This window comes from Alkalimonas sp., from assembly GCF_020831925.1.
GTDB lineage: Bacteria > Pseudomonadota > Gammaproteobacteria > Enterobacterales > Alteromonadaceae > Alkalimonas.
Map to the genome: position 1 here is coordinate 1 of NZ_JAFIFQ010000043.1, position 19,059 is coordinate 19,059.

General features: G+C 51.2%; 16 protein-coding genes. 5 read left to right on the plus strand and 11 right to left on the minus strand.

Features of this window, described 5'->3' with window-relative positions; genetic code table 11:
• The 3 genes from JJU14_RS12615 to suhB all read left to right on the plus strand — a co-directional run.
• Positions 1-244: hypothetical protein (locus JJU14_RS12615; protein WP_228614047.1), on the plus strand; the 244-nt coding region annotated here is incomplete at its 5' end.
• Positions 245-420: 176 nt separating this feature from the next.
• Positions 421-2,862: a YncE family protein gene (locus JJU14_RS12620; RefSeq protein WP_228614048.1), complete on the plus strand. Its 2,442-nt coding sequence runs from the start codon at positions 421-423 to the stop codon at positions 2,860-2,862.
• A gap of 163 nt (positions 2,863-3,025) precedes the next feature.
• Positions 3,026-3,829 (plus strand): inositol-1-monophosphatase, encoded by an 804-nt coding sequence (gene suhB, locus JJU14_RS12625; RefSeq protein ID WP_228614049.1) that lies wholly within the window; start codon positions 3,026-3,028, stop codon positions 3,827-3,829.
• A gap of 53 nt (positions 3,830-3,882) precedes the next feature.
• Here suhB and JJU14_RS12630 read toward each other — a convergent pair whose 3' ends face one another.
• The 6 genes from JJU14_RS12630 to queA all read right to left on the minus strand — a co-directional run bounded on the left by JJU14_RS12630 (position 3,883) and on the right by queA (position 9,752).
• Complete coding sequence (locus JJU14_RS12630) at positions 3,883-4,245, minus strand: rhodanese-like domain-containing protein (protein WP_228614050.1); 363 nt, start codon at positions 4,243-4,245, stop codon at positions 3,883-3,885.
• A gap of 57 nt (positions 4,246-4,302) precedes the next feature.
• Positions 4,303-5,247, minus strand: coding sequence for a protein translocase subunit SecF (gene secF, locus JJU14_RS12635; RefSeq protein WP_228614051.1), 945 nt, complete (start codon positions 5,245-5,247; stop codon positions 4,303-4,305).
• A 10-nt stretch (positions 5,248-5,257) separates the two neighbouring features.
• On the minus strand, positions 5,258-7,105 hold the full coding sequence (gene secD, locus JJU14_RS12640; protein WP_228614052.1) for a protein translocase subunit SecD: 1,848 nt from the start codon (positions 7,103-7,105) through the stop codon (positions 5,258-5,260).
• 33 nt (positions 7,106-7,138) lie between these two features.
• A complete protein-coding gene (yajC, locus tag JJU14_RS12645) occupies positions 7,139-7,474 on the minus strand; it encodes a preprotein translocase subunit YajC (protein ID WP_228614053.1) in 336 nt (111 codons plus the stop codon).
• Between the two features lie 26 nt (positions 7,475-7,500).
• On the minus strand, positions 7,501-8,616 hold the full coding sequence (gene tgt, locus JJU14_RS12650) for a tRNA guanosine(34) transglycosylase Tgt (protein ID WP_228614054.1): 1,116 nt from the start codon (positions 8,614-8,616) through the stop codon (positions 7,501-7,503).
• 101 nt (positions 8,617-8,717) lie between these two features.
• Positions 8,718-9,752 carry a tRNA preQ1(34) S-adenosylmethionine ribosyltransferase-isomerase QueA gene (queA, locus tag JJU14_RS12655; RefSeq protein ID WP_228614055.1) on the minus strand — a complete coding sequence of 345 codons (1,035 nt, stop codon included), beginning with the start codon at positions 9,750-9,752 and terminating at the stop codon, positions 8,718-8,720.
• Between the two features lie 118 nt (positions 9,753-9,870).
• On the opposite strand from queA, the gene JJU14_RS12660 reads away from it, so the two are divergent.
• Positions 9,871-10,668: a transporter substrate-binding domain-containing protein gene (locus JJU14_RS12660; protein WP_228614056.1), complete on the plus strand. Its 798-nt coding sequence runs from the start codon at positions 9,871-9,873 to the stop codon at positions 10,666-10,668.
• On the opposite strand, the gene JJU14_RS12665 is transcribed toward JJU14_RS12660, so the two are convergent.
• A complete protein-coding gene (locus tag JJU14_RS12665) occupies positions 10,652-11,569 on the minus strand; it encodes a hydrogen peroxide-inducible genes activator (protein WP_228614057.1) in 918 nt (305 codons plus the stop codon). The two genes, JJU14_RS12660 and JJU14_RS12665, sit on opposite strands and share 17 nt — an antisense overlap.
• A 375-nt stretch (positions 11,570-11,944) precedes the next feature.
• Here JJU14_RS12665 and JJU14_RS12670 point away from each other — a divergent pair, with 375 nt between their 5' ends.
• A complete protein-coding gene (locus JJU14_RS12670) occupies positions 11,945-14,224 on the plus strand; it encodes a S8 family serine peptidase (RefSeq protein WP_228614058.1) in 2,280 nt (759 codons plus the stop codon).
• 87 nt (positions 14,225-14,311) lie between these two features.
• On the opposite strand, the gene JJU14_RS12675 is transcribed toward JJU14_RS12670, so the two are convergent.
• The 4 genes from JJU14_RS12675 to pstA all read right to left on the minus strand — a co-directional run bounded on the left by JJU14_RS12675 (position 14,312) and on the right by pstA (position 19,054).
• Positions 14,312-16,063: a Na/Pi cotransporter family protein gene (locus JJU14_RS12675; protein ID WP_228614059.1), complete on the minus strand. Its 1,752-nt coding sequence runs from the start codon at positions 16,061-16,063 to the stop codon at positions 14,312-14,314.
• A 140-nt stretch (positions 16,064-16,203) separates the two neighbouring features.
• On the minus strand, positions 16,204-16,914 hold the full coding sequence (phoU, locus tag JJU14_RS12680) for a phosphate signaling complex protein PhoU (RefSeq protein WP_228614060.1): 711 nt from the start codon (positions 16,912-16,914) through the stop codon (positions 16,204-16,206).
• 9 nt (positions 16,915-16,923) lie between these two features.
• Entirely contained in the window at positions 16,924-17,703 is a 780-nt protein-coding gene (gene pstB, locus JJU14_RS12685) for a phosphate ABC transporter ATP-binding protein PstB (RefSeq protein WP_228614061.1), read from the minus strand.
• Between the two features lie 7 nt (positions 17,704-17,710).
• Positions 17,711-19,054, minus strand: coding sequence for a phosphate ABC transporter permease PstA (pstA, locus tag JJU14_RS12690; protein WP_228614062.1), 1,344 nt, complete (start codon positions 19,052-19,054; stop codon positions 17,711-17,713).
• Positions 19,055-19,059: the final 5 nt, after the last annotated feature.

Genomic DNA, 19,059 nt, shown 5'->3' on the forward strand with positions numbered 1-19,059 from the left:
TAGTGCGCGCGGGTTTGGTTACGCTATTGACACCGAGAGGCTAATGGGTGACCCCAAATTTAAAACGCTCATCAAAGGCCTGGGTGCCACTGCCACTGATGCGGCTGACATGATGCAGCTGAAAATCGGGGGCATAAATTTTTATCTGATCCCAAATTTAATGACCCCAAATTTATTATCCCAAATTTATTACCCGCCCCTAGTGTGTGAACACTGTAAACGGGACAACCCTGGCTCCTTCTAGCGCATCACTTTAACACCTGATACTCATCTTTTGCAGGATAGGAGAGAAAGCCCCCGCATAAACCAGACAATGAACATTATGAATATTTTAATGCAATAAGGTTTTAATTGTTGATTTATTGTTCATATGCGAATAAATTTAGCCTCGGAAGCATATCTACTACAATAGGGAAAGCCATGAAACAACTCTTATTCGCAAGCAAGCTAGGTCTTCTGCTGTCAACGGCACTACTTTTAGTGGCGTGTGGCGGTAGTTCGGACTCTGATCCAACGCCTCCACCAGCAACCAATACTCAGCCAAACTCATTCAGCTTCAGCGCGCAATCTGGGGTAGAGCCAGGGTCTACCATTACTTCACACAGTATTACCGTATCCGGTATCAATGCAGCGGCAGCTATCAGTATTCAAAATGGTGAGTACTCTGTGAACAATGGCAGCTTCACGTCAAGCTCCGCTACCGTCACGAATGCTGCACAAATCCGAGTACGGCATCAGGCATCAAACCAGTTTTCGAGCAGTCAGACTACTACTTTGACCATTGGTGGGGTCAGTGCAGACTTTATTAGCACCACCCGCAGCCAACCGCCCGCAACGGGAACTGCGCCACAAGCGAGCGTTATTTTTCCATGGTCACAGTCTAAAACATCGGCTGGCAAACTAACCGTGCGTGGCACTGCAAGCAGCCGGAATGGCATCAGCGCTTTAAGCGTGAACGGCGTTGCTGCTAGCATCCATAGCAAGAGTTCATCATCACAACGGGTGTCCGCACAAAGCTTTCATGCCCAGGGCAGTAATGACGAGGACGAGGAAGAAGAGTTTGAGTGGACCGCAGATGTTGAGATCGAGCCCAACAGTGATACTGAGTTGAAAGTGTCGGTCAGTGATGCTAATGGAACTGAAAATAGTGACGCGGCCTCAGTTAGGGTAAATACCCTAGAGGCCCCCACTTATCTTGTTCACGATAACCTGAATCAACGGCTCATTGGCGTTCTGCGAAGTAGAGATATCGTGGCAATTGACCCTAAGGATCTTAGTTATCAGCAACTAACAACTGTCGACTACATTAGTGAGTTGAATTTTGACCATGTATACAACCGTATTATCTACTCCAATTATGATGAAAATACTGTTTCTTTGTATGAAGTTGATTTGGAGCATCGCCGCCAAAAAGTACTGGCGACTTACACTCCGGAATTAGAGCCTGATACTCAGTTAATTATGGCCAGTTCGGTGTTTGATCCCATCAACCAACAGGCTTTTGTGTTACTTAAGCTATTGAAGGCTGATAGTTACTATGCCACCGATCGTCTGTACCAATTCAATTTAGCTGATGACACCAGTCGCTTATTATCCTCCAGCAGCCTCGACGACATTCCCCGGATGACAATATCAACCATGGTTATGTTGGGTAGCCGGCTCTATGCCATGGCCGGTTTGCGTCAGTTGGTCGAAGTTAACACAGAAACGGGTGAACGGAACACGGTCATGCAGTTACAGAGCATTAACCCAATGGTAATGGCAGCAGGAAGCGTTGACCATCAGTTATATTTAGCTGGCTTTCAAGGCATAGTAAAAGTAGATCTCGCAGTACCCAACTACATCATGCTGTCTGAAGAAACCAGTACGACCTTGTTTCCGACCTCACAAATCCGCGGTGCTTTGTTACTAGATGAAGACACCTTACTGGTATTAGACCCCGATTTTGGGAGCGTTTTGAAAGTAGATACCCAAACAGGTGAGCGCTCAGCTTTCGTTCGCTCCGGTATAGGTTCTGGCCGAAGTGTCATGATGCCCCGCTATCTGACTTTTGCAACTGAGAGTGATACGCTGTACGTTCTAGATAATGGCTCCAATGCAGCTGATACGCTATTTTCGGTTGATCTCACTAGCGGTGATCGCACCATGATTGCTGACATCAACCAAGAAGGAATCAACTATCACAGCGGACTATTTTATGATCCGGCTAGTAATGCGCTCCTGGTCGGGCTCGATGATGCCATTTTATCCGTTGCTCTTAGCGATGGAAGTATCTCGACTGTAAGTGGTATGGGCGTGGGATATGGACCAGACTTATGGCCCATGACTGGCGGTGACTTTAATTCTGTGGAAGCAACACTCTACATGGCTAAACCTAGCCTCACCAATGCTATTTTACAGATTGATGTAGCGACTGGCGAACGCCACTTATTAGACTTTGATGGCAGTGCCGGTATTGCTGGTGTCATCGAAGGTGTCAATGATGTGGCATTCGATGCTGAAAACCTGCAGCTGTATTTATCCAGCCAATCTCAAAGTACAATCTACCGTCTTGATTTGGAGACGCTTGAAACAGAAGTACTTTTAGATAAGTGCATCAACAATTTTGGACAGAACATTCTGAATGTGGATGAATCAGGTATCTACAATATCAACTATGATGCAGCCGGTGAACGTTTGCTCATCCTATCAGGCCAATTGGCCAGTTATGATTTTGCCACACAAAGCTGCAAAATTCTGGGGCAAAGGCACGAATATAACAATGCACTGCCATTAGAGAATGGTACTTTTCTGACAGTAGGACAAGGTGCGTTAAAGCAGCTCGACCCTGTCACGCAAGAGCAGGTAATAATTTCCAAGTGAGGCCTTCGCAGGCTGGTCGAAAGGCCAGCCTGCTCCTTCTTAACCTTACCTCACTCACTCGCTTAAAAACCAAAACCCCTTTACTTTACTGGCTAAGTCGCTACAATAGCGGCCGCACTTTTGTGTAAGTTTTAACCGCTCTTTTTCCAATAAGGTAATCGTTATGCATCCGATGTTGAACATCGCCATCCGTGCTGCCCGCAGTGCTGGAAATTTAATTGCCCGCTCCTGTGAGCAACTGGATATTGTCAAATCCACCGAGAAGTCCAGCAATGACTTTGTTACCAATATCGACCGCGAAGCCGAACAGCTGATTGTGCAGACCTTGCGCAAATCCTTTCCAGGACACGGCGTGGTCGGTGAAGAATTGGGCGTACAGGGTGCAACCGACAGCGATTACCAATGGATCATCGACCCACTTGATGGCACCTCCAACTTTATCCGCGGTATTCCGCATGTCGCCGTTTCCATTGCCTTAAAAGTACAGGGCAAACTGGATCAGGCGGTGATCTACGATCCCTTGCGTGCTGAGCTTTTTACCGCCTCGCGTGGCCGTGGTGCCCAACTGAATGGCCGCCGTATCCGTGTCACTAACCGGCCAGAGCTGGCAGGTGCGATGCTTGGCACTGGCTTTCCGTTTAAACAAAAGCAATTGCTGCCGGTGTACTCCAGCGTGTTCAACAGCTTATTTTCGCAAGTGGCCGATATGCGCCGCGCCGGCTCTGCCGCTTTGGATTTGGCCTATGTGGCGGCTGGTCGCTTAGACGGTTTCTGGGAAATTGGCCTAAAGCCATGGGATATTGCAGCCGGTGAGCTGATTGTGCGTGAAGCCGGTGGTATGGTCACTGACTTTGCCGGTGGTAACAACCAGCTGAAAAGTGGCAATGTGGTCGCAGCCAGCCCGAAAGTACTGCAGGGCATGCTAAAAACCATGCGGCCGCATCTGACCGAAGAGTTAATGCGCTAAGCATTGAAGATAAAAAAACCGGCTGAGAAAGCCGGTTTTTTATTGCCCGGACCTTAGGGCAATTCTATCGGCAAGCCCTGCTCTTTCCAGGCCCGGTAACCACCGTCCAGACTATACACCTGCTGATAGCCCATCTGCTGTAGCGCCTGTGCTGCCAGGGCCGAGCGATAGCCACCACCACAATACAAAATAATCACCTGCTGTTTATCCTGCACGGTTTGCTCAATATCCCGCTCGATGATGCCTTTGCCCAGGTGCATAGCACCCGGTAAATGGCCTTGCTGCCATTCGTGGTCTTCACGGGTATCAATCAATACGTAAGGGGTGCTGCGCTGCTGCAAGCTGGTAATATCCATTTCCTTGATGGCGGCTTTGGCGGCGTTTACTAAGGCCAGAAAAGCTGGGGAGTGCTGCATAACAAGCTCCATAAAAAATGCCAGTCGAGTGACTGGCATTGTGTCGGTTAAACAAGCTTATAGCAAGGGCTCGGTATTCTCGCCTTCTTTTTCCACTGGCGGTGGCATCAGATCTTCACGGCTGATACCCAACAGCAGTGACATCGAACTGGCGATGTAGACCGAAGAATAGGTCCCGATCACCACACCGAACAGCAAGGCTGTGGCAAAGCCATGGATCAACTCACCACCTTTAAAGAACAGCACCAGCAATACCAGAATGGTGGTCACCGAGGTGATGATGGTCCGGCTCATGGTACCGGTCAGGGATTCATTGACGACTTCCACCGGTTCGCTTTCGCGAATGCGGCGAAATCCTTCACGGATCCGGTCACAGACCACAATGGTATCGTTGAGCGAGTAACCAATCACCGCCAGCACCGCGGCTAGCACCGTGAGATCAAACTCCAGCCCGAGCAGTGAAAACAGCCCCAGGGTGATGATGACATCATGTGCCAATGCTGCGACAGCGCCTAGTGCAAAGCGCCACTCAAAACGAAAAGCGACATAAATCAGAATACAGATCAGCGCTGCCAGGGTAGCCAGGCCGCCCTGTTCTTTGAGTTCGGCACCCACACTGGGACCAACGTACTCGATACGACGCATATCGACCGTACCAGGATCGGCGTCCCCCAACAAGCGCAATACCTGCTCACCCAGGGTAACCTGCTCGATGTCATCGCGCGGACCAATGCGGATCAGCACTTCGCGGCTGCTGCCAAAGTACTGCACCACCGCATCCGGAAAACCAGCATCGGCCAGTACAGAGCGCACGGCCGATAAGTCGGCATCGCGCTGATAGCCTACCTCAATGACGGTACCACCGGTAAAGTCCAGTCCCCAGTTCATGCCTTTGGTGGCCATTAAACCAAGCGAGGCAATAACCAGAATACCGGACAGGATCAAGGCCGGTACCTTCAGGCGCATAAAATTGATGGTGTTGTTAAAATTAATTGCGATCATCATGGCCCCCTTAAATTGGCAACTTCTGCAGGCGACGTCCGCCCCAGATCATGTTGACCAGCACACGCGTCCCGACAATGGCAGTAAACATCGAGGTGATGATACCGATCATCAAGGTGACCGCGAAACCTTTGATAGGGCCGGTACCCACACCGAACAAAATTAAGGCCGCAATCAAAGTGGTGACGTTGGCATCGGCAATGGTTGACAGTGCCCGGTCATAACCATGATGAATGGCCTGCTGCACACTGCGTCCATCACGTAGCTCCTCGCGGATGCGCTCAAAAATAAGCACATTGGCATCCACCGCCATACCAACCGTCAGCACAATACCGGCCATGCCAGGCAGTGTCAGGGTGGCACCCGGGATCATCGACATGATGCCAACAATCAGCACCAGGTTCGCTACCAAGGCCGCATTGGCCACCAGTCCGAAAGCTTTGTAGTACAGCACCATAAACACCAGTACCGTTGCCAGGCCCAACATAATGGCGGTTTGCCCCAGCTCGATGTTTTCCTGACCCAGGCTTGGGCCTATGGTGCGCTCTTCAATGATTTGAATCGGTGCTAACAAAGCACCCGCCCGCAACTGCAGCGCTAAATTATGCGCTTCACCGGGGTTATTAATACCTGTAATACGGAAGCTGCGACCGAGCCGTGCCTGAATGGTAGCAACGTTGATGACTTCCTCTATTTTTTCCAATACCGGGTTGCCATCCGGGCCAATCTGATCGGTTGGTTTGTATTCAATAAAGACAGTGGCCATACCGCGGCCGATGGCATCACGGGTCGTCTGGGAGAACATATTGCCGCCCTGCGCATCCAGTGAGATATTGACCTGGGGCCGACCATATTCATCAAAGCTGGAGCTGGCGCCGGTGATGCGATCACCGGTGAGCATAATGCGGCGTTGCAGCACCACAGGACGTCCATCACGATCGTAGTAGAGCTGAGCACTGGGCGGCACCCGTCCGGCCAGTGCATCGTTCAAGTCGACACTATCATCCACCAAACGGAATTCCAACGTGGCGGTGGCGCCTAAAATTTCTTTAGCGCGGGCGGTATCTTGCACCCCCGGCAATTGCACGATGATGCGCTCGCCCTGACGTTGTACCAGTGGCTCCGCTACCCCGATTTCATTAACCCGGTTGCGAATGATGGTGATGTTTTGTTGCAACGCGTAATCACGGATTTCAGCAATTTTGCTGTCGCTCATCCGTACTTCAAGGCTAAATTCGACCGGGCCCAAGCTTACATCCAGATCGCGGTCCTGACTGATCAAGCGACGGGCTGCCGCTAAATCATCGGCATTGCGCAGTTGCACCAGCACGGTGCCCGTGCCAGTATCAGCCTGGATATTGCCAAAACGAATACGGGCTTCACGCAGGTCGGTACGGAAGATCTGCGCCAGATCGTCCAACTGCTTATCAATGGCCGCCTGCATATCGATGGCCATTAAGAAGTGCACACCACCGCGTAAATCCAGGCCCAGGTTCATTGGGCTGGCACCAATGGCCATCAGCCAGCTAGGTGTGGTCGGCGCCATATTCAGCGCGGTCACATAGTTATTGCCGAGCGTGCGGCTGACCAGATCACGGGCCCGCAACTGATCCTCGGTATTGAAGAAGCGGGCCAGCAGTTGGCCATCCTGCAGCGTGATGTCTTTTAACGCAATGCTGTCTTCTTCAAAACGTTGTTGCAGCAACACCAAACTGTCTTGCTGCACCTCACCACCACGGGTGGCGCTTACTTGAATGGCGGGATCTTCCGGGTATAAATTCGGCAGGGCATACAAGGTGCCGACCAGCAGCACCAGGATGACCAAAAGATAACGCCATGCTGGGTTATGATTTAACACTCAACGGTCCTTTTGCATCAATGGCAATTCAGATTACAGCGACTTGAGGGTGCCTTTTGGCAACACGGCCGATACCGACGCCTTTTGCACCGTTACTTCGGTGCTGTCGTTCAACGCCAAAACAATAAAGTCTTTTTCGTCAGAAATTTTGCTGATACGGCCGACCAAACCACCCTGCGTCAACACTTCATCGCCTTTGCCGAGGGCGCCCATCAGATTTTTATGCTCTTTGACCCGTTTAGCCTGCGGCCGGTAGATCAGAAAATAAAAAATCAGACCAAAGGCCAACAGCATGATGATTAAATCCCAGCCACCACCGGACTGAGCGCCGCCACCAGTGGCATGTGCATTTGCAATAAACAGACTCATAACGTTCCCCTTAATAAAAACAGCAATTAATTGAGCGCTGGTACATCCATACCACGAGCGGCATAGAAGTCAGCAACAAATTGGTCCAAAGTACCAGCGGCAATGGCTTCACGCAATCCCTGCATCAAATTCTGATAAAAATGCAGATTGTGGATGGTGTTCAGACGCGCGCCCTGAATTTCATTGCAACGATCCAGATGATGTAGATAGGCTCTGGAATAATTTTTACAAGTGTAGCAATCGCAATTTTTATCCAAAGGCGCTGTATCGGCCTTGTGTTTAGCATTACGAATTTTTACCACGCCATCGCTGACGAACAAGTGGCCATTGCGGGCATTGCGGGTAGGCATCACACAATCGAACATATCAATGCCGCGCCGAACCGCTTCGACAATATCTTCCGGCTTACCCACACCCATCAAGTAGCGCGGCTTGTGTGCCGGCATTTTGTCGGTGGTGTGGTTCAAAATGTTGATCATGTCTTCTTTTGGCTCACCCACCGACAAACCACCAATGGCATAGCCATCAAAGCCGATGTCTTCCAGACCTTGTAAGGATACATCGCGCAGACCAGGGTACATACCGCCCTGGATAATACCGAATAAGGCGGATGGGTTATCGCCATGGGCCGCTTTGCTGCGGGCAGCCCAGCGAAGCGACAGCTCCATCGATTTTTTCGCTTGCTGCTCGGTGGCCGGATACGGCGTGCACTCGTCGAAAATCATCACAATGTCGGAGCCCAGTGCCTGTTGCACTTCCATTGAGCGCTCTGGTGTCAGCATGATTTTTTCGCCATTCAGCGGCGAGCGAAACAAGACCCCTTCTTCGGTAATTTTGCGCAGCTCTCCCAGGCTAAACACCTGGAAACCACCGGAGTCGGTTAAAATAGGTTTGTGCCAATGCATAAAGTCATGCAAGTCACCATGCAGCTTGATGATATCCGTGCCCGGGCGCAGCATTAAGTGAAAGGTATTGCCAAGGCAGATTTGCGCCCCGGTCTGCTCCAACTCTTCCGGTGTCATGCCCTTGACCGTGCCATAGGTGCCCACCGGCATAAAAGCAGGCGTATCGACCACGCCCCGCTCAAACATCATTTGACCACGACGGGCTTTGCCGTCGGTCGCTAACAGTTCAAATTTCACATTTTACCTCGTACACCGGAGAAACAGTCCGGCTTCGCGGGCGCTATCATACCCTGTCCGGCGGTAAAATGCGATGCAAGGCATCCCGTGATTGCGGTGCTTTAGCTGATAAACATGGCATCGCCATAAGAATAAAAGCGGTACTGCTGTTCCACCGCCGTATGGTAGGCATTCATTACATAATCGCGCGAGCTAAATGCCGACACCAGCATAATTAAAGTCGATTCGGGTAAATGGAAATTGGTAATGAGGGCATCCACCAGCTGGAACTGATAGCCGGGGTAGATAAAAATCTGGGTATCGCCCTGAAACGGTGCCAGCGGTTGTTGCTGACTGCGTGCAAACTGCGCCGTGCTTTCCAGCGCCCGTACCGAGGTAGTACCAACAGCGACCACTTTATTGCCGCGCGCCTTGCAGGCATGGATCGCATCGATCACGGTTTGATCGACTTCGATGTATTCGGCATGCATCTGATGGGTAGTGACATCATCCACCCGCACTGGCTGAAAAGTACCTGCCCCGACATGCAGGGTAATAAACGCAAACTGAATGCCCTTTTCTTTCAGGGTATCCAGCAACGGCTGATCAAAATGCAAACCGGCGGTTGGCGCAGCGACAGCGCCGGGCTTCTGATGATACACCGTTTGATAACGGGCTTTGTCTTCCTCGCTGTCGGGACGGTCGATGTAAGGCGGCAGCGGCATATGACCCAGCCGCTCCAACATGCTCAGCACAGTTTCATCACCTTGCAATTCAAGTTCAAACAGCTCGCCCTGACGGCCCAACATCTTAACCCTGGCGTCGTTTTCCAACAGCAACTCAGAATCTGGTTTCGGTGATTTACTGGCCCGAACATGGGCTAAGAAACGCTGCTCATCCAGAATGCGTTCCACCAGCACTTCCACCTTGCCGCCAGAGGCTTTTTGACCAAACAAGCGGGCAGGGATTACTTTGGTATTATTGAATACCAACAGATCGCCCGGCTTAAGCTGGTCTGCAATATCCCGAAACACCCGGTGACTTAAGGCCCCGGTATGGCGATCCATACACAGCAAACGGCTGGCTGAACGTTCAGCCTGTGGATACCGGGCAATGAGTGCGTCTGGTAGTTCAAAATGAAAATCGGCAAGCTGCATGGGAACCAACACCTCTGAAAAATCAAGGCCGCTAGTCTAATAACAGCAAGAGCTTTGAACAAGCGAAATCCATCTATGCTCCGTCTGAAAAGGTCTACACTTAGGAGTGGAGGTTGCCATGAATGCTGTCACTGCTGTCAGAAAGATGCTGTACTGCTGCTTGCTGCTAATGTGCGGTCATGGCTTGCTGTCCACTGCAAGCAAAGCCGATACACCACCTACCATTCCCACTGGGGTGATTCATGTAGCCAGCGATCTCTGGCCAGGGTTTACGGAGCCTGATGGCAAAGGAGCCTACCTGCACTTGCTACGACTTATTTTACCTGTCGACACCGCGCTGGAATTACATTTTACCAGTTTCAGTCGTTCCATTCTGATGGCAGAACAACAACAAGTGCTCATGGTCATTGGGATTGGCGTCAAAGACAGTGAGCAGTTGTTATTGTCCGACCTGCCCTTTGATGTCGACGAGATTGCGGTTTTGTACCTGTCTGACCAACTGCAACTGACAGACAACAGTAAATTATCCATGCTCAGGCTCGCAACACAGCGCGGCTACAATTATGAGCTGGTGATGAATATTGATAACACCAGTTATGAAGTAGACAGCATTCGCACCGGCGTTGACATGGTGCGCAACCAGCGGGTAGATGCATTTTTGGTAGAAAAAACAGAGCTGCAGAGCAAACTTAGCGCAGAAGACTTGGCTGGCCTGGAGCTGCGTTTTCTTAAAGGTGAACCAATTTTTATGGGATTTGCCAACAACGTCCGGGGCCTTGAGCTAAAGCGATGGTGGGATTATCAATACCAAATCTTATACCGCAGTGGCCAATTAGAGCCCTTGTATCAGCAATACCCTAACTTCATCTTGCCCGATCTGGCTTCAGCCGGCTCTGTTCTTACGCCGGCGAAGTAACTTTCTTCTGCAATACCTGGCGGATCAGCTCAGCCAGTAAACGGTAACTGTGCAACTTGCTGGAGGTAGGCCGCCAGGCAACACCAATATCCCTGCTGGCCTGGCCTGTGCCAGGCCGTTGACAAACCAGCTCGGTGCCTTGCAATAAACCAGCATTGATGGCCAGTTGCGGCATAAAGGTGACCCCCAATTTGTTATTCACCATCTGGGTCAGAGTGTGCAAGCTGGTGGCAAAAAAAGGATTCACCTTGCGGTTATCTTCGAGCTCACAAGCTTTTACGGCGTGGCCGGTTAAACAATGCTCCCGCTCTAGCAGGAAAATACTCTCGTCCGGCCATTGCGTGATGTCATGCTCAAAACCGTGTCCTAACCAGTCCCTATGCAACACCAATTGGAATGGATCTTCAGCCAGCACTTCCGTATGAAAGGCCCCGGTTTCATAGGGCAATGCAAGCAACACCATATCCAACCGCCCTTCCCCTAGCGCATGAAGGGAGTTATCCGTAGTATCTTCACGCAGCAACAACTGCAGCTCCGGAAACTGCTGCCGACACTCGGCCATAATATCACTGAGCACAAAAGGAGCTATGGTAGGAATACAACCCAGACGAAAAGGACCCGACATTGGCTTGCCCTGGCACTGGGCAAACAGGCTAAGCTCTTCGCACTGCTCAATGATATAACGAGCCTGACGAACGATATCCTCACCAAGTGGGGTAAAAATAAAGGTTTTGTGGTCACGCTCCAACAGCTGCACATTGAGCGTTTCTTCCATATTAGCAATCGCAGCACTTAAGGTGGACTGCCCAATAAAACAGGCCTCAGCCGCCCGGCCAAAATGCTGATGTTCATGCAGCGCCAACAGATACTGCATTTGTTTAATGCTAGGTAAACGCTTCATCGTACCCCCATAAGCTTCACATTTAGTATATCAGCATGATTTCTGAACGCACAGCATTTTACCCAGCCATTCCGTTAACATATTTACCCAATATGAACACATGAGTAGGCGTATTCTTTGGTAGATTTATAATTAAATTGTGATTAATTACAGCAATTTATAAGCAGTTAAATTACAGCTGTAAATTATTGATTGAATCCTAATCTTTGATGTTATAAGTTAATCAGGCAACAATGTTTAAGGTTAATGAGCCATAAAGCCTGACCTGCATTGACCCAGGGTCGCCACTATGTTTTGAGTCTGTCCTGCTGTCTGCTTCTCTTAGTAAGTGCGCTACTACCATAACCATAATAATCACCTCGGGAGGGTGAACCCATGTCCAAATCCTTTGCTACTCTGGCTGGAGCCAAGAGCAGTTTAGTCGCCTTGGCTATTTCAGCGGCTTTAGCTACCCCACTGGCAGCACAAGCAAAAGAAAGCGCCGAGCCAAGTTCCAATCGTTTTATCATTCATTACAGCGCTGAACATTTGGCGCAACAAAACCTTTCTCTTCGTCCGGGTGAAAGCCATGAGCAGATTGCACTGCAAGTGACGGCTCGTGCTTTGGAGCGGATGGGCGCTAAGACCAAACTTATCTTGGGCCCTCAACGTGCTATTGCAGCAGAGCTGCCTGAAGCAGCTTTGAAGCGCCTGCAAGCAGAGCCTGGTATCGAGTTGATTGAACCTGATCTGGTCCGTTACCCAATGGCTCAGGATATTCCGTACGGCTACACCATGGTGCAAGCCGATCAGGTGTCTGATCAATTTTCCAGCAATCAAACGGTTTGTGTGATTGACTCTGGTCTCGATCTACCGCATGAAGATTTCCTCAGCAGTAACATCACTGGCACCAATGACCCAGGCACAGGCAACTGGTTTGAAGCCGGTGGCCCGCACGGCACCCATGTGGCGGGTACCATTGCCGCTTTGAATAATGATGTCGGTATTGTTGGTGTGCTGCCAAATGGCGAAGTTAAACTGCATATTGTCAAAGTGTTTAATGCCGCTGGCTGGGGGTATTCATCTTCATTGGTCAATGCCATTAATGTCTGTGCTCAAAATGGCTCTACCGTAGTCAATATGAGCTTAGGCGGTTCAGGCTCTAGCGTGGCTGAGCGCAACGCCCTGCAAAGCATTTACGACTCCGGCGTGCTGTTGGTTGCTGCAGCGGGTAACGGTGGCAACACCGCCATGTCTTACCCGGCATCTTACGATTCCGTTATTTCGGTCGCAGCTGTTGATCACACCAAAACACTGGCTGGTTTCTCGCAGCGTAATGCTCAGGTCGAGCTGGCTGCTCCTGGCGTTGATGTGCGCTCCACCTACCCTGAAGGCACAGGCATGGAGTCGCTACTATCCGTCAATGGTGTGGCCTTTAATCCAAACCCAATCACTGGTGCAGGCTCTGGCAGCATGACGGCTGAAATTGCCAGCTGTGGCCTGGGGTTAACCACCTGCGATGATATGGTGGGTAAAGTCTGCTTGATTCAACGTGGTGAAGTGTCTTTCGCGCAAAAGGTAGAGTCTTGCCAGGACGGTGGCGGTCTGGCAGCCATTATTTACAACAACGAACCTGGTAATTTCAGTGGTACCGTGGGCGATAACCCAACCACCACTATCCCTGCGGTAAGTTTATCGCAAGAAGAAGGTACCGTGTTGATGGGCCAGCTGGGTGATATCGCCAACCTGACCTCTGGCGCAAGCAACTATGGCCTGATGAGCGGTACCTCAATGGCTTCACCACATGTTGCCGGTGTTGCCGCTCTGGTGTGGAGTCACTTCCCGCAGTGTACCAATGCTGAAATTCGTGCTGCGCTGGCGGCTTCTGCCGAAGACCTGGGTGCGCCTGGTCGCGATACCTCTTATGGTTGGGGTTTGGTGCAAGCCAAAGATGCTGTGGATTATCTTACCGCTCATGGCTGTGAAGGCGCTGACTTACCGGATGATCCAGTGGACCCGGATCCAGAACCAGGCACCGAACTGCAAAATGGTGTTCCGGTAACTGATCTTGCCGGAGCCACTGGTGAGCAACTGTCCTTCACCATGCAACTACCTGCTGATGCCAGCGACTTATCCTTTGTCATGTCGGGCGGCACCGGTGATGCAGACTTGTATGTGAAGTTTGGCTCAGCGCCAACCCTCAGCGATTACGATTGCCGGCCATTCCGCTTTGGCAATGAAGAGCGCTGTGATTTTGCCACCCCGCAAGAAGGCACCTGGCATGTGATGATCAATGGTTATACCGCTTTTAGTGGGGTTAGCCTGGTGGGTAGCTTCACTGCACCGGAAGAGCCAGACGAGCCGGATGTACCGGATGCCGGTGGCTATGTCATTAACGACATTAGCATTGCCCGCCGGACCTGGGATTACTACAGTGTGGAGGTACCGGCAGGTGCAACCAGCCTTGTGGTTGAAATCTCCGGTGGCCGTGGTGATGCCGATTTGCATGTGCGGCATGGTGCTGTGCCAACAGCCACGCAGTTCGACTGCAAGCCAGGCACCAATGGCAACAACGAGACCTGCACTTTCAACAATCCAGCCGAAGGCACCTGGCACATTGGTCTGCATGCCTTCCGTGCGGTCAGTGGTATGAAACTGGAAGTTCGTTACGAGTAAGTCACACCATTTCTCCCTGAAATACAAAGCGCCGCTCATTGAGCGGCGCTTTTTTATCCGATAACGGAATGGTTTCCGACTGACGGATTAGTGCTTACGCGCCTGAGCCTGACCATCAATCCGCATCGCCTTTAAGCGACGGCCCGATGCCGACTCATTGACGTTCAGTACGTGATCGCCAATACGCTCCAACCGATTCAGCATATCGATAAAGATCACACCAGCACGAGGGGCATAGTCACCACTTTCCAAACGGCCGTAGTGGTTGTTGCGGTACTCGTCGCGCAGCTTGTCGATTTTATCTTCCAATGCAATGGCATCTTTCAGGCTAACGGCAGCTGGCTCTTTCGCCACATTCTCTTTCATCGCATGAATGGCATGCTGCAAGGCAGTCATCATCACAGCCATTTCCTTGCTGGCATCTTCCGGCCAGGTCGATTCCGTCTCGATCATCCGCTCCGACAGTTTAGACACCTGGTAGTAAATATCGGCAATGCGCTCCATATCGTTGATCATGGTTTGCATAAAACGAATCCGCTCCGTCATCCAGTGCTCCAGATTAGTATGCTCACTGACCCGCACCAGGTAGTCGGAGATTTCCACTTCCAGCTGATCGGTGGCATCCTCATACTTCTGGATTTTTTCCATCAGCTTTTCACGGTTGTTACCAGGCTCAAACAGCAGCTCGGTCACCGATTCGTGCATTTTTTCCACCACACCGGCAAACTGCTGAATTTCTTTTTGCGCCTGTGCCACCGATAGACCCGGCGACGTCATTACGCCAGCACTGATGTAGCGCAAATGAAACTCGTCGTCTTCACCACCACGATCTGGTTGGATAAACTCAACAAAACGGATCAGGTAAGGCACAAAAGCAAACAGCAACACTACGTTTAACACGTTAAAGGAGGTATGGAACAAAGAGAGTGCCAGGGTGGCATTAGAGCGGGCTTCTTGCGAGCCCTCCATCACCGACACCGGGTTGCCAGTAAAGTACTGCACCGCTGTGTCCATCAAGCTGAGCATCGGGAAGATGATGGCCATCATCCAGATCACCCCGACGATGTTAAAGAAGAAGTGAAAGCGGGCTGCCCGCTTAGCATGCACATTTCCTACCAGAGCCGCAATATTGGCCGTTACGGTGGTACCAATGTTTTCCCCCAGGATCATTGCTGCTGCTATTGGGAAGGAAATCCAGCCCTCAAACAACATCACCAATGTGATCGCCGTAGCAGCCGAGGACGATTGGGTCAGCAGGGTTAAGATGGTGCCAACAAAGACAAACAGCAGCAAGGATAAATAGCCATAGTTGGTAAATGCATCCAAAAAGGCAAACATCTCCGGGTTGGCGCGGATATCCGGTACAGCGCCCTTGATAAACTCCAGACCAATAAAGAGGATACCAAAACCCACCATGGCCTCGGCGATATTGCGCAGCCGGCTGTTATTCGAGAAGAGGAAGGCAAAAAATACCCCGATAACGGCAACCGCGATCGGGGTGATCTGAAACTTAAAGCCAAACAGTGCCACCATCCAGGCAGTAATGGTGGTGCCGATATTGGCCCCCATAATGACGCCGGTCGATTGCACAAAGGTCAGCAAGCCAGCATTGACGAAGCTGACGGCCATCACGGTCGTGGTGGTGGAGGATTGGGTAATGGCGGTGGTGCCAAAGCCGGTCAGAACACCGGTCAAACGATTGCGGGTCATGCCGCTTAAGATGCCTTTCAGCCGGTTGCCTGCTATTTTTTGCAGACCTTCGCTGAAAATTTTCATGCCAAAAATAAAAATCCCCAGTGAACCTATTAACTGGAGAAAATCAAACAGTGAATAACTCATGCGTTTTGCCCTGAATAGGCCGCTTCGGTTGGTGGATTACCAGATCGTTGCGGTCATATTTTATGCATTAGTGCAATTAAGGCGGCATTATAGCTGCGAACCAGCGCAATAAAAAATGAAATATTTCGTTTTTATGACTGTCAGCTGCGCGCATTACGCTCTAATTCTGACTCGTCGCTGTGTCGCACCACTTTTCCTTTGACCAGATAGATGATGTATTCCGACAGGTTTTTGCACCGATCGCCAATGCGCTCCAGTGAGCGAGCCGACCAGAGCACATTCATCACCTTGGGAATGGAGCGCGGGTCTTCAATCATGTAGGTCATCAACTGGCGGGTAATGGCCTCGTACTCCCTATCCACCCGCTTGTCTTCTTTGTAAACACTTAAAGCCGCTTCGACGTCCATCCGGGCATAGGCATCCAGTACATCGTGCAGCATTTGCCAGACATGACGCCCCAGATTGTCCAGATTCACCAGTAAATCTTGCTGCTCTGTATTGAAAGACTCCAGCGCCACCATGGCGATACGACGGGTTTCATCGCCAATGCGCTCCAAATCGGCAATGGTTTTTAAAATGGTCATCACCAACCGCAGATCGCTGGCCGCCGGTTGGCGCCTGGCGATAATGCGGGTGCATTCATTGTCGATAGTGAGTTCCCAGTCATTGACTTTGCGATCGTTGTCAATCACCTGCTGCGCTTTATCCGTATCTGAGTTAGCGATCGCTTGCAAGGCATGATGCAGCTGCTGCTCGACCAAACCCCCCATGGCCATCACATGGTTGCGGATTTGTTCAATTTCTTCATTGAACTGACTGGAGATATGGCGGGATAAATGCAGGGTATCCATCTCTGTTCCTTAGCCAAAACGGCCGGTAATGTAATCTTCGGTTTGCTGCGAAGCGGGCTGAGTAAAGATGGTATGGGTTTCGGCCCATTCCACCAAGCGTCCCTGATTCAGAAAAGCGGTGTAATCCGAGATCCGCGCCGCCTGCTGCATATTGTGCGTGACAATGACCACAGTATAGGCGGCTTTTAGCTCGTAGATGAGTTCTTCTACCTTCAAGGTGGAAATCGGGTCCAGTGCCGATGCCGGCTCATCCAGCAGCAACACCTCAGGCTGCAATGCAATGGCTCTGGCGATCACCAGTCGCTGTTGCTGGCCGGTCGACAGAGTAAGCGCATTGTGGTGCAAGCGGTTTTTGACTTCACTCCAAAGCCCGACCTGCTTTAAAGCGGACTCAACCTGCTCATCCAGGCGTCTGCGGCTGCGCTGGCCTTGCAAGCGTAAGCCAAAAGCCACATTGTCGTAGACCGATTTGGGAAAAGGATTGGGTTTTTGAAATACCATGCCGACCCGACAGCGCAAGCGCGCGACATCGGTCTCGGACTGATAGATGTTTTGACCATCCAGCAACACCTGCCCCTGACTGCGGCAGTCGAGCATCAACTCGTTCATCCGGTTCATCGCCCTTAGCAAGCTGGACTTGCCACAACCGGACGGGCCTATCAAGGCGGTGACCTGATTGGCCGGGATGCTCAGCTCAATGGCATCCAGCACCTGCTGATGCTGCAACCACAAAGAAAATTCGTGAATGGCTACTTTGGTTTGCATAGTGGTTTGCACAGTGGTTTGCATAGTAACTCTAATCAATTAGCCGGTACTTACGGCGTAAGCGCTGGCGCAAAAAAAACGCACTGAGGTTCAGCAACAAAATCAGCGTCAGCAACACCAGGCCAATGGCATACACCAGCGACATGGCCACCTCGGCATCCGGGCTTTGAAAGCCAACATCGTACAAATGATACCCCAGATGCATGAACTTTCGCTCTAAATGAATAAACGGAAACTGCGTATCAACCGGCAGCTGTGGCGCAGACTTTACCACGCCAACCAACATCAAAGGCGCCACTTCACCGGCAGCACGGGCTATGGCCAGAATAAGCCCTGTTAACATCGCCGGGGCTGCCTGGGGCGCCACCACTTTCCAAATGGTTTCGGCCTGTGTTGCGCCCAGCGCAAAGCTGGCTAAGCGTTGGGCCTGTGGTAAGCGGCTGAGCCCTTCTTCGGTTGCGACAATCACCACCGGCAAGGTCAGTAGTGCCAGTGTTAAGGCCGCCCAAAACAGTCCGGGGGTGCCAAAGGTCGGCGCCGGCAACTGGTCAGCGTAGAACAGACGATCCAAACTGCCACCCAGCACATAGACAAAAAAGGCCAGCCCAAAGACCCCCATCACTACGGATGGAATGCCGGCCAGATTGTACACGCTGGTGCGAATCAACTGCGTGAGCCAGTTTTTCGGCGCATACTCGTGCAGATAAATAGCCGCTAAAATACCGAACGGTGTCACCAGCACTGCCATCAGTAACACCATCACTAAAGTACCAAAAATTGCAGGGAAAATACCACCGGCGCTTTGATTCTGGCTAGGAGATGCAGTCAGAAAATAACGCCACTCCTGCCAAAAAACCGCCCCCTTCTGCCGAAAGCTCAGTTGATTTGGTAACCAATAGGCTCGGATCTCTACGGCGCTGATTAGTACAGGGGCCGCCATCCCAAGATCCAGCCAAAGTCCAGCATCCGATGGTGCTGTTTCCTGCCCTACCTGTTTCCCGTAGAAAGTCCGGCCATCTTGCAGTTGCACCCACACAGCTTGTTTTGGTCGATCCGATAACAGTTGATGCGCTTCCAACAACAGATAACGTCCCGGCAATTGAGAGCTGGCGTCAACGATCAGATCACCGCGGTCAACCAGCCTATAAGCTCTATCTTTCCTCTCCGCACGGTCAGATACCGAACGAACCAGGCGGCCAAGCTGTGGCCGGCTCTGTTCTGTTAGCTGGAACTGGACCAGAGGTGCAGGCCAGAAGTGATGCATACCTTTAACAGCTATCAGGCCTAGCAACGCCATAAAAAGGCCAAGGCACACCAGTAATGCTGAAGCGCTGAACCATACCCAGGGGCTGCCTTGTTGCCACCATTGCCGCATCATAG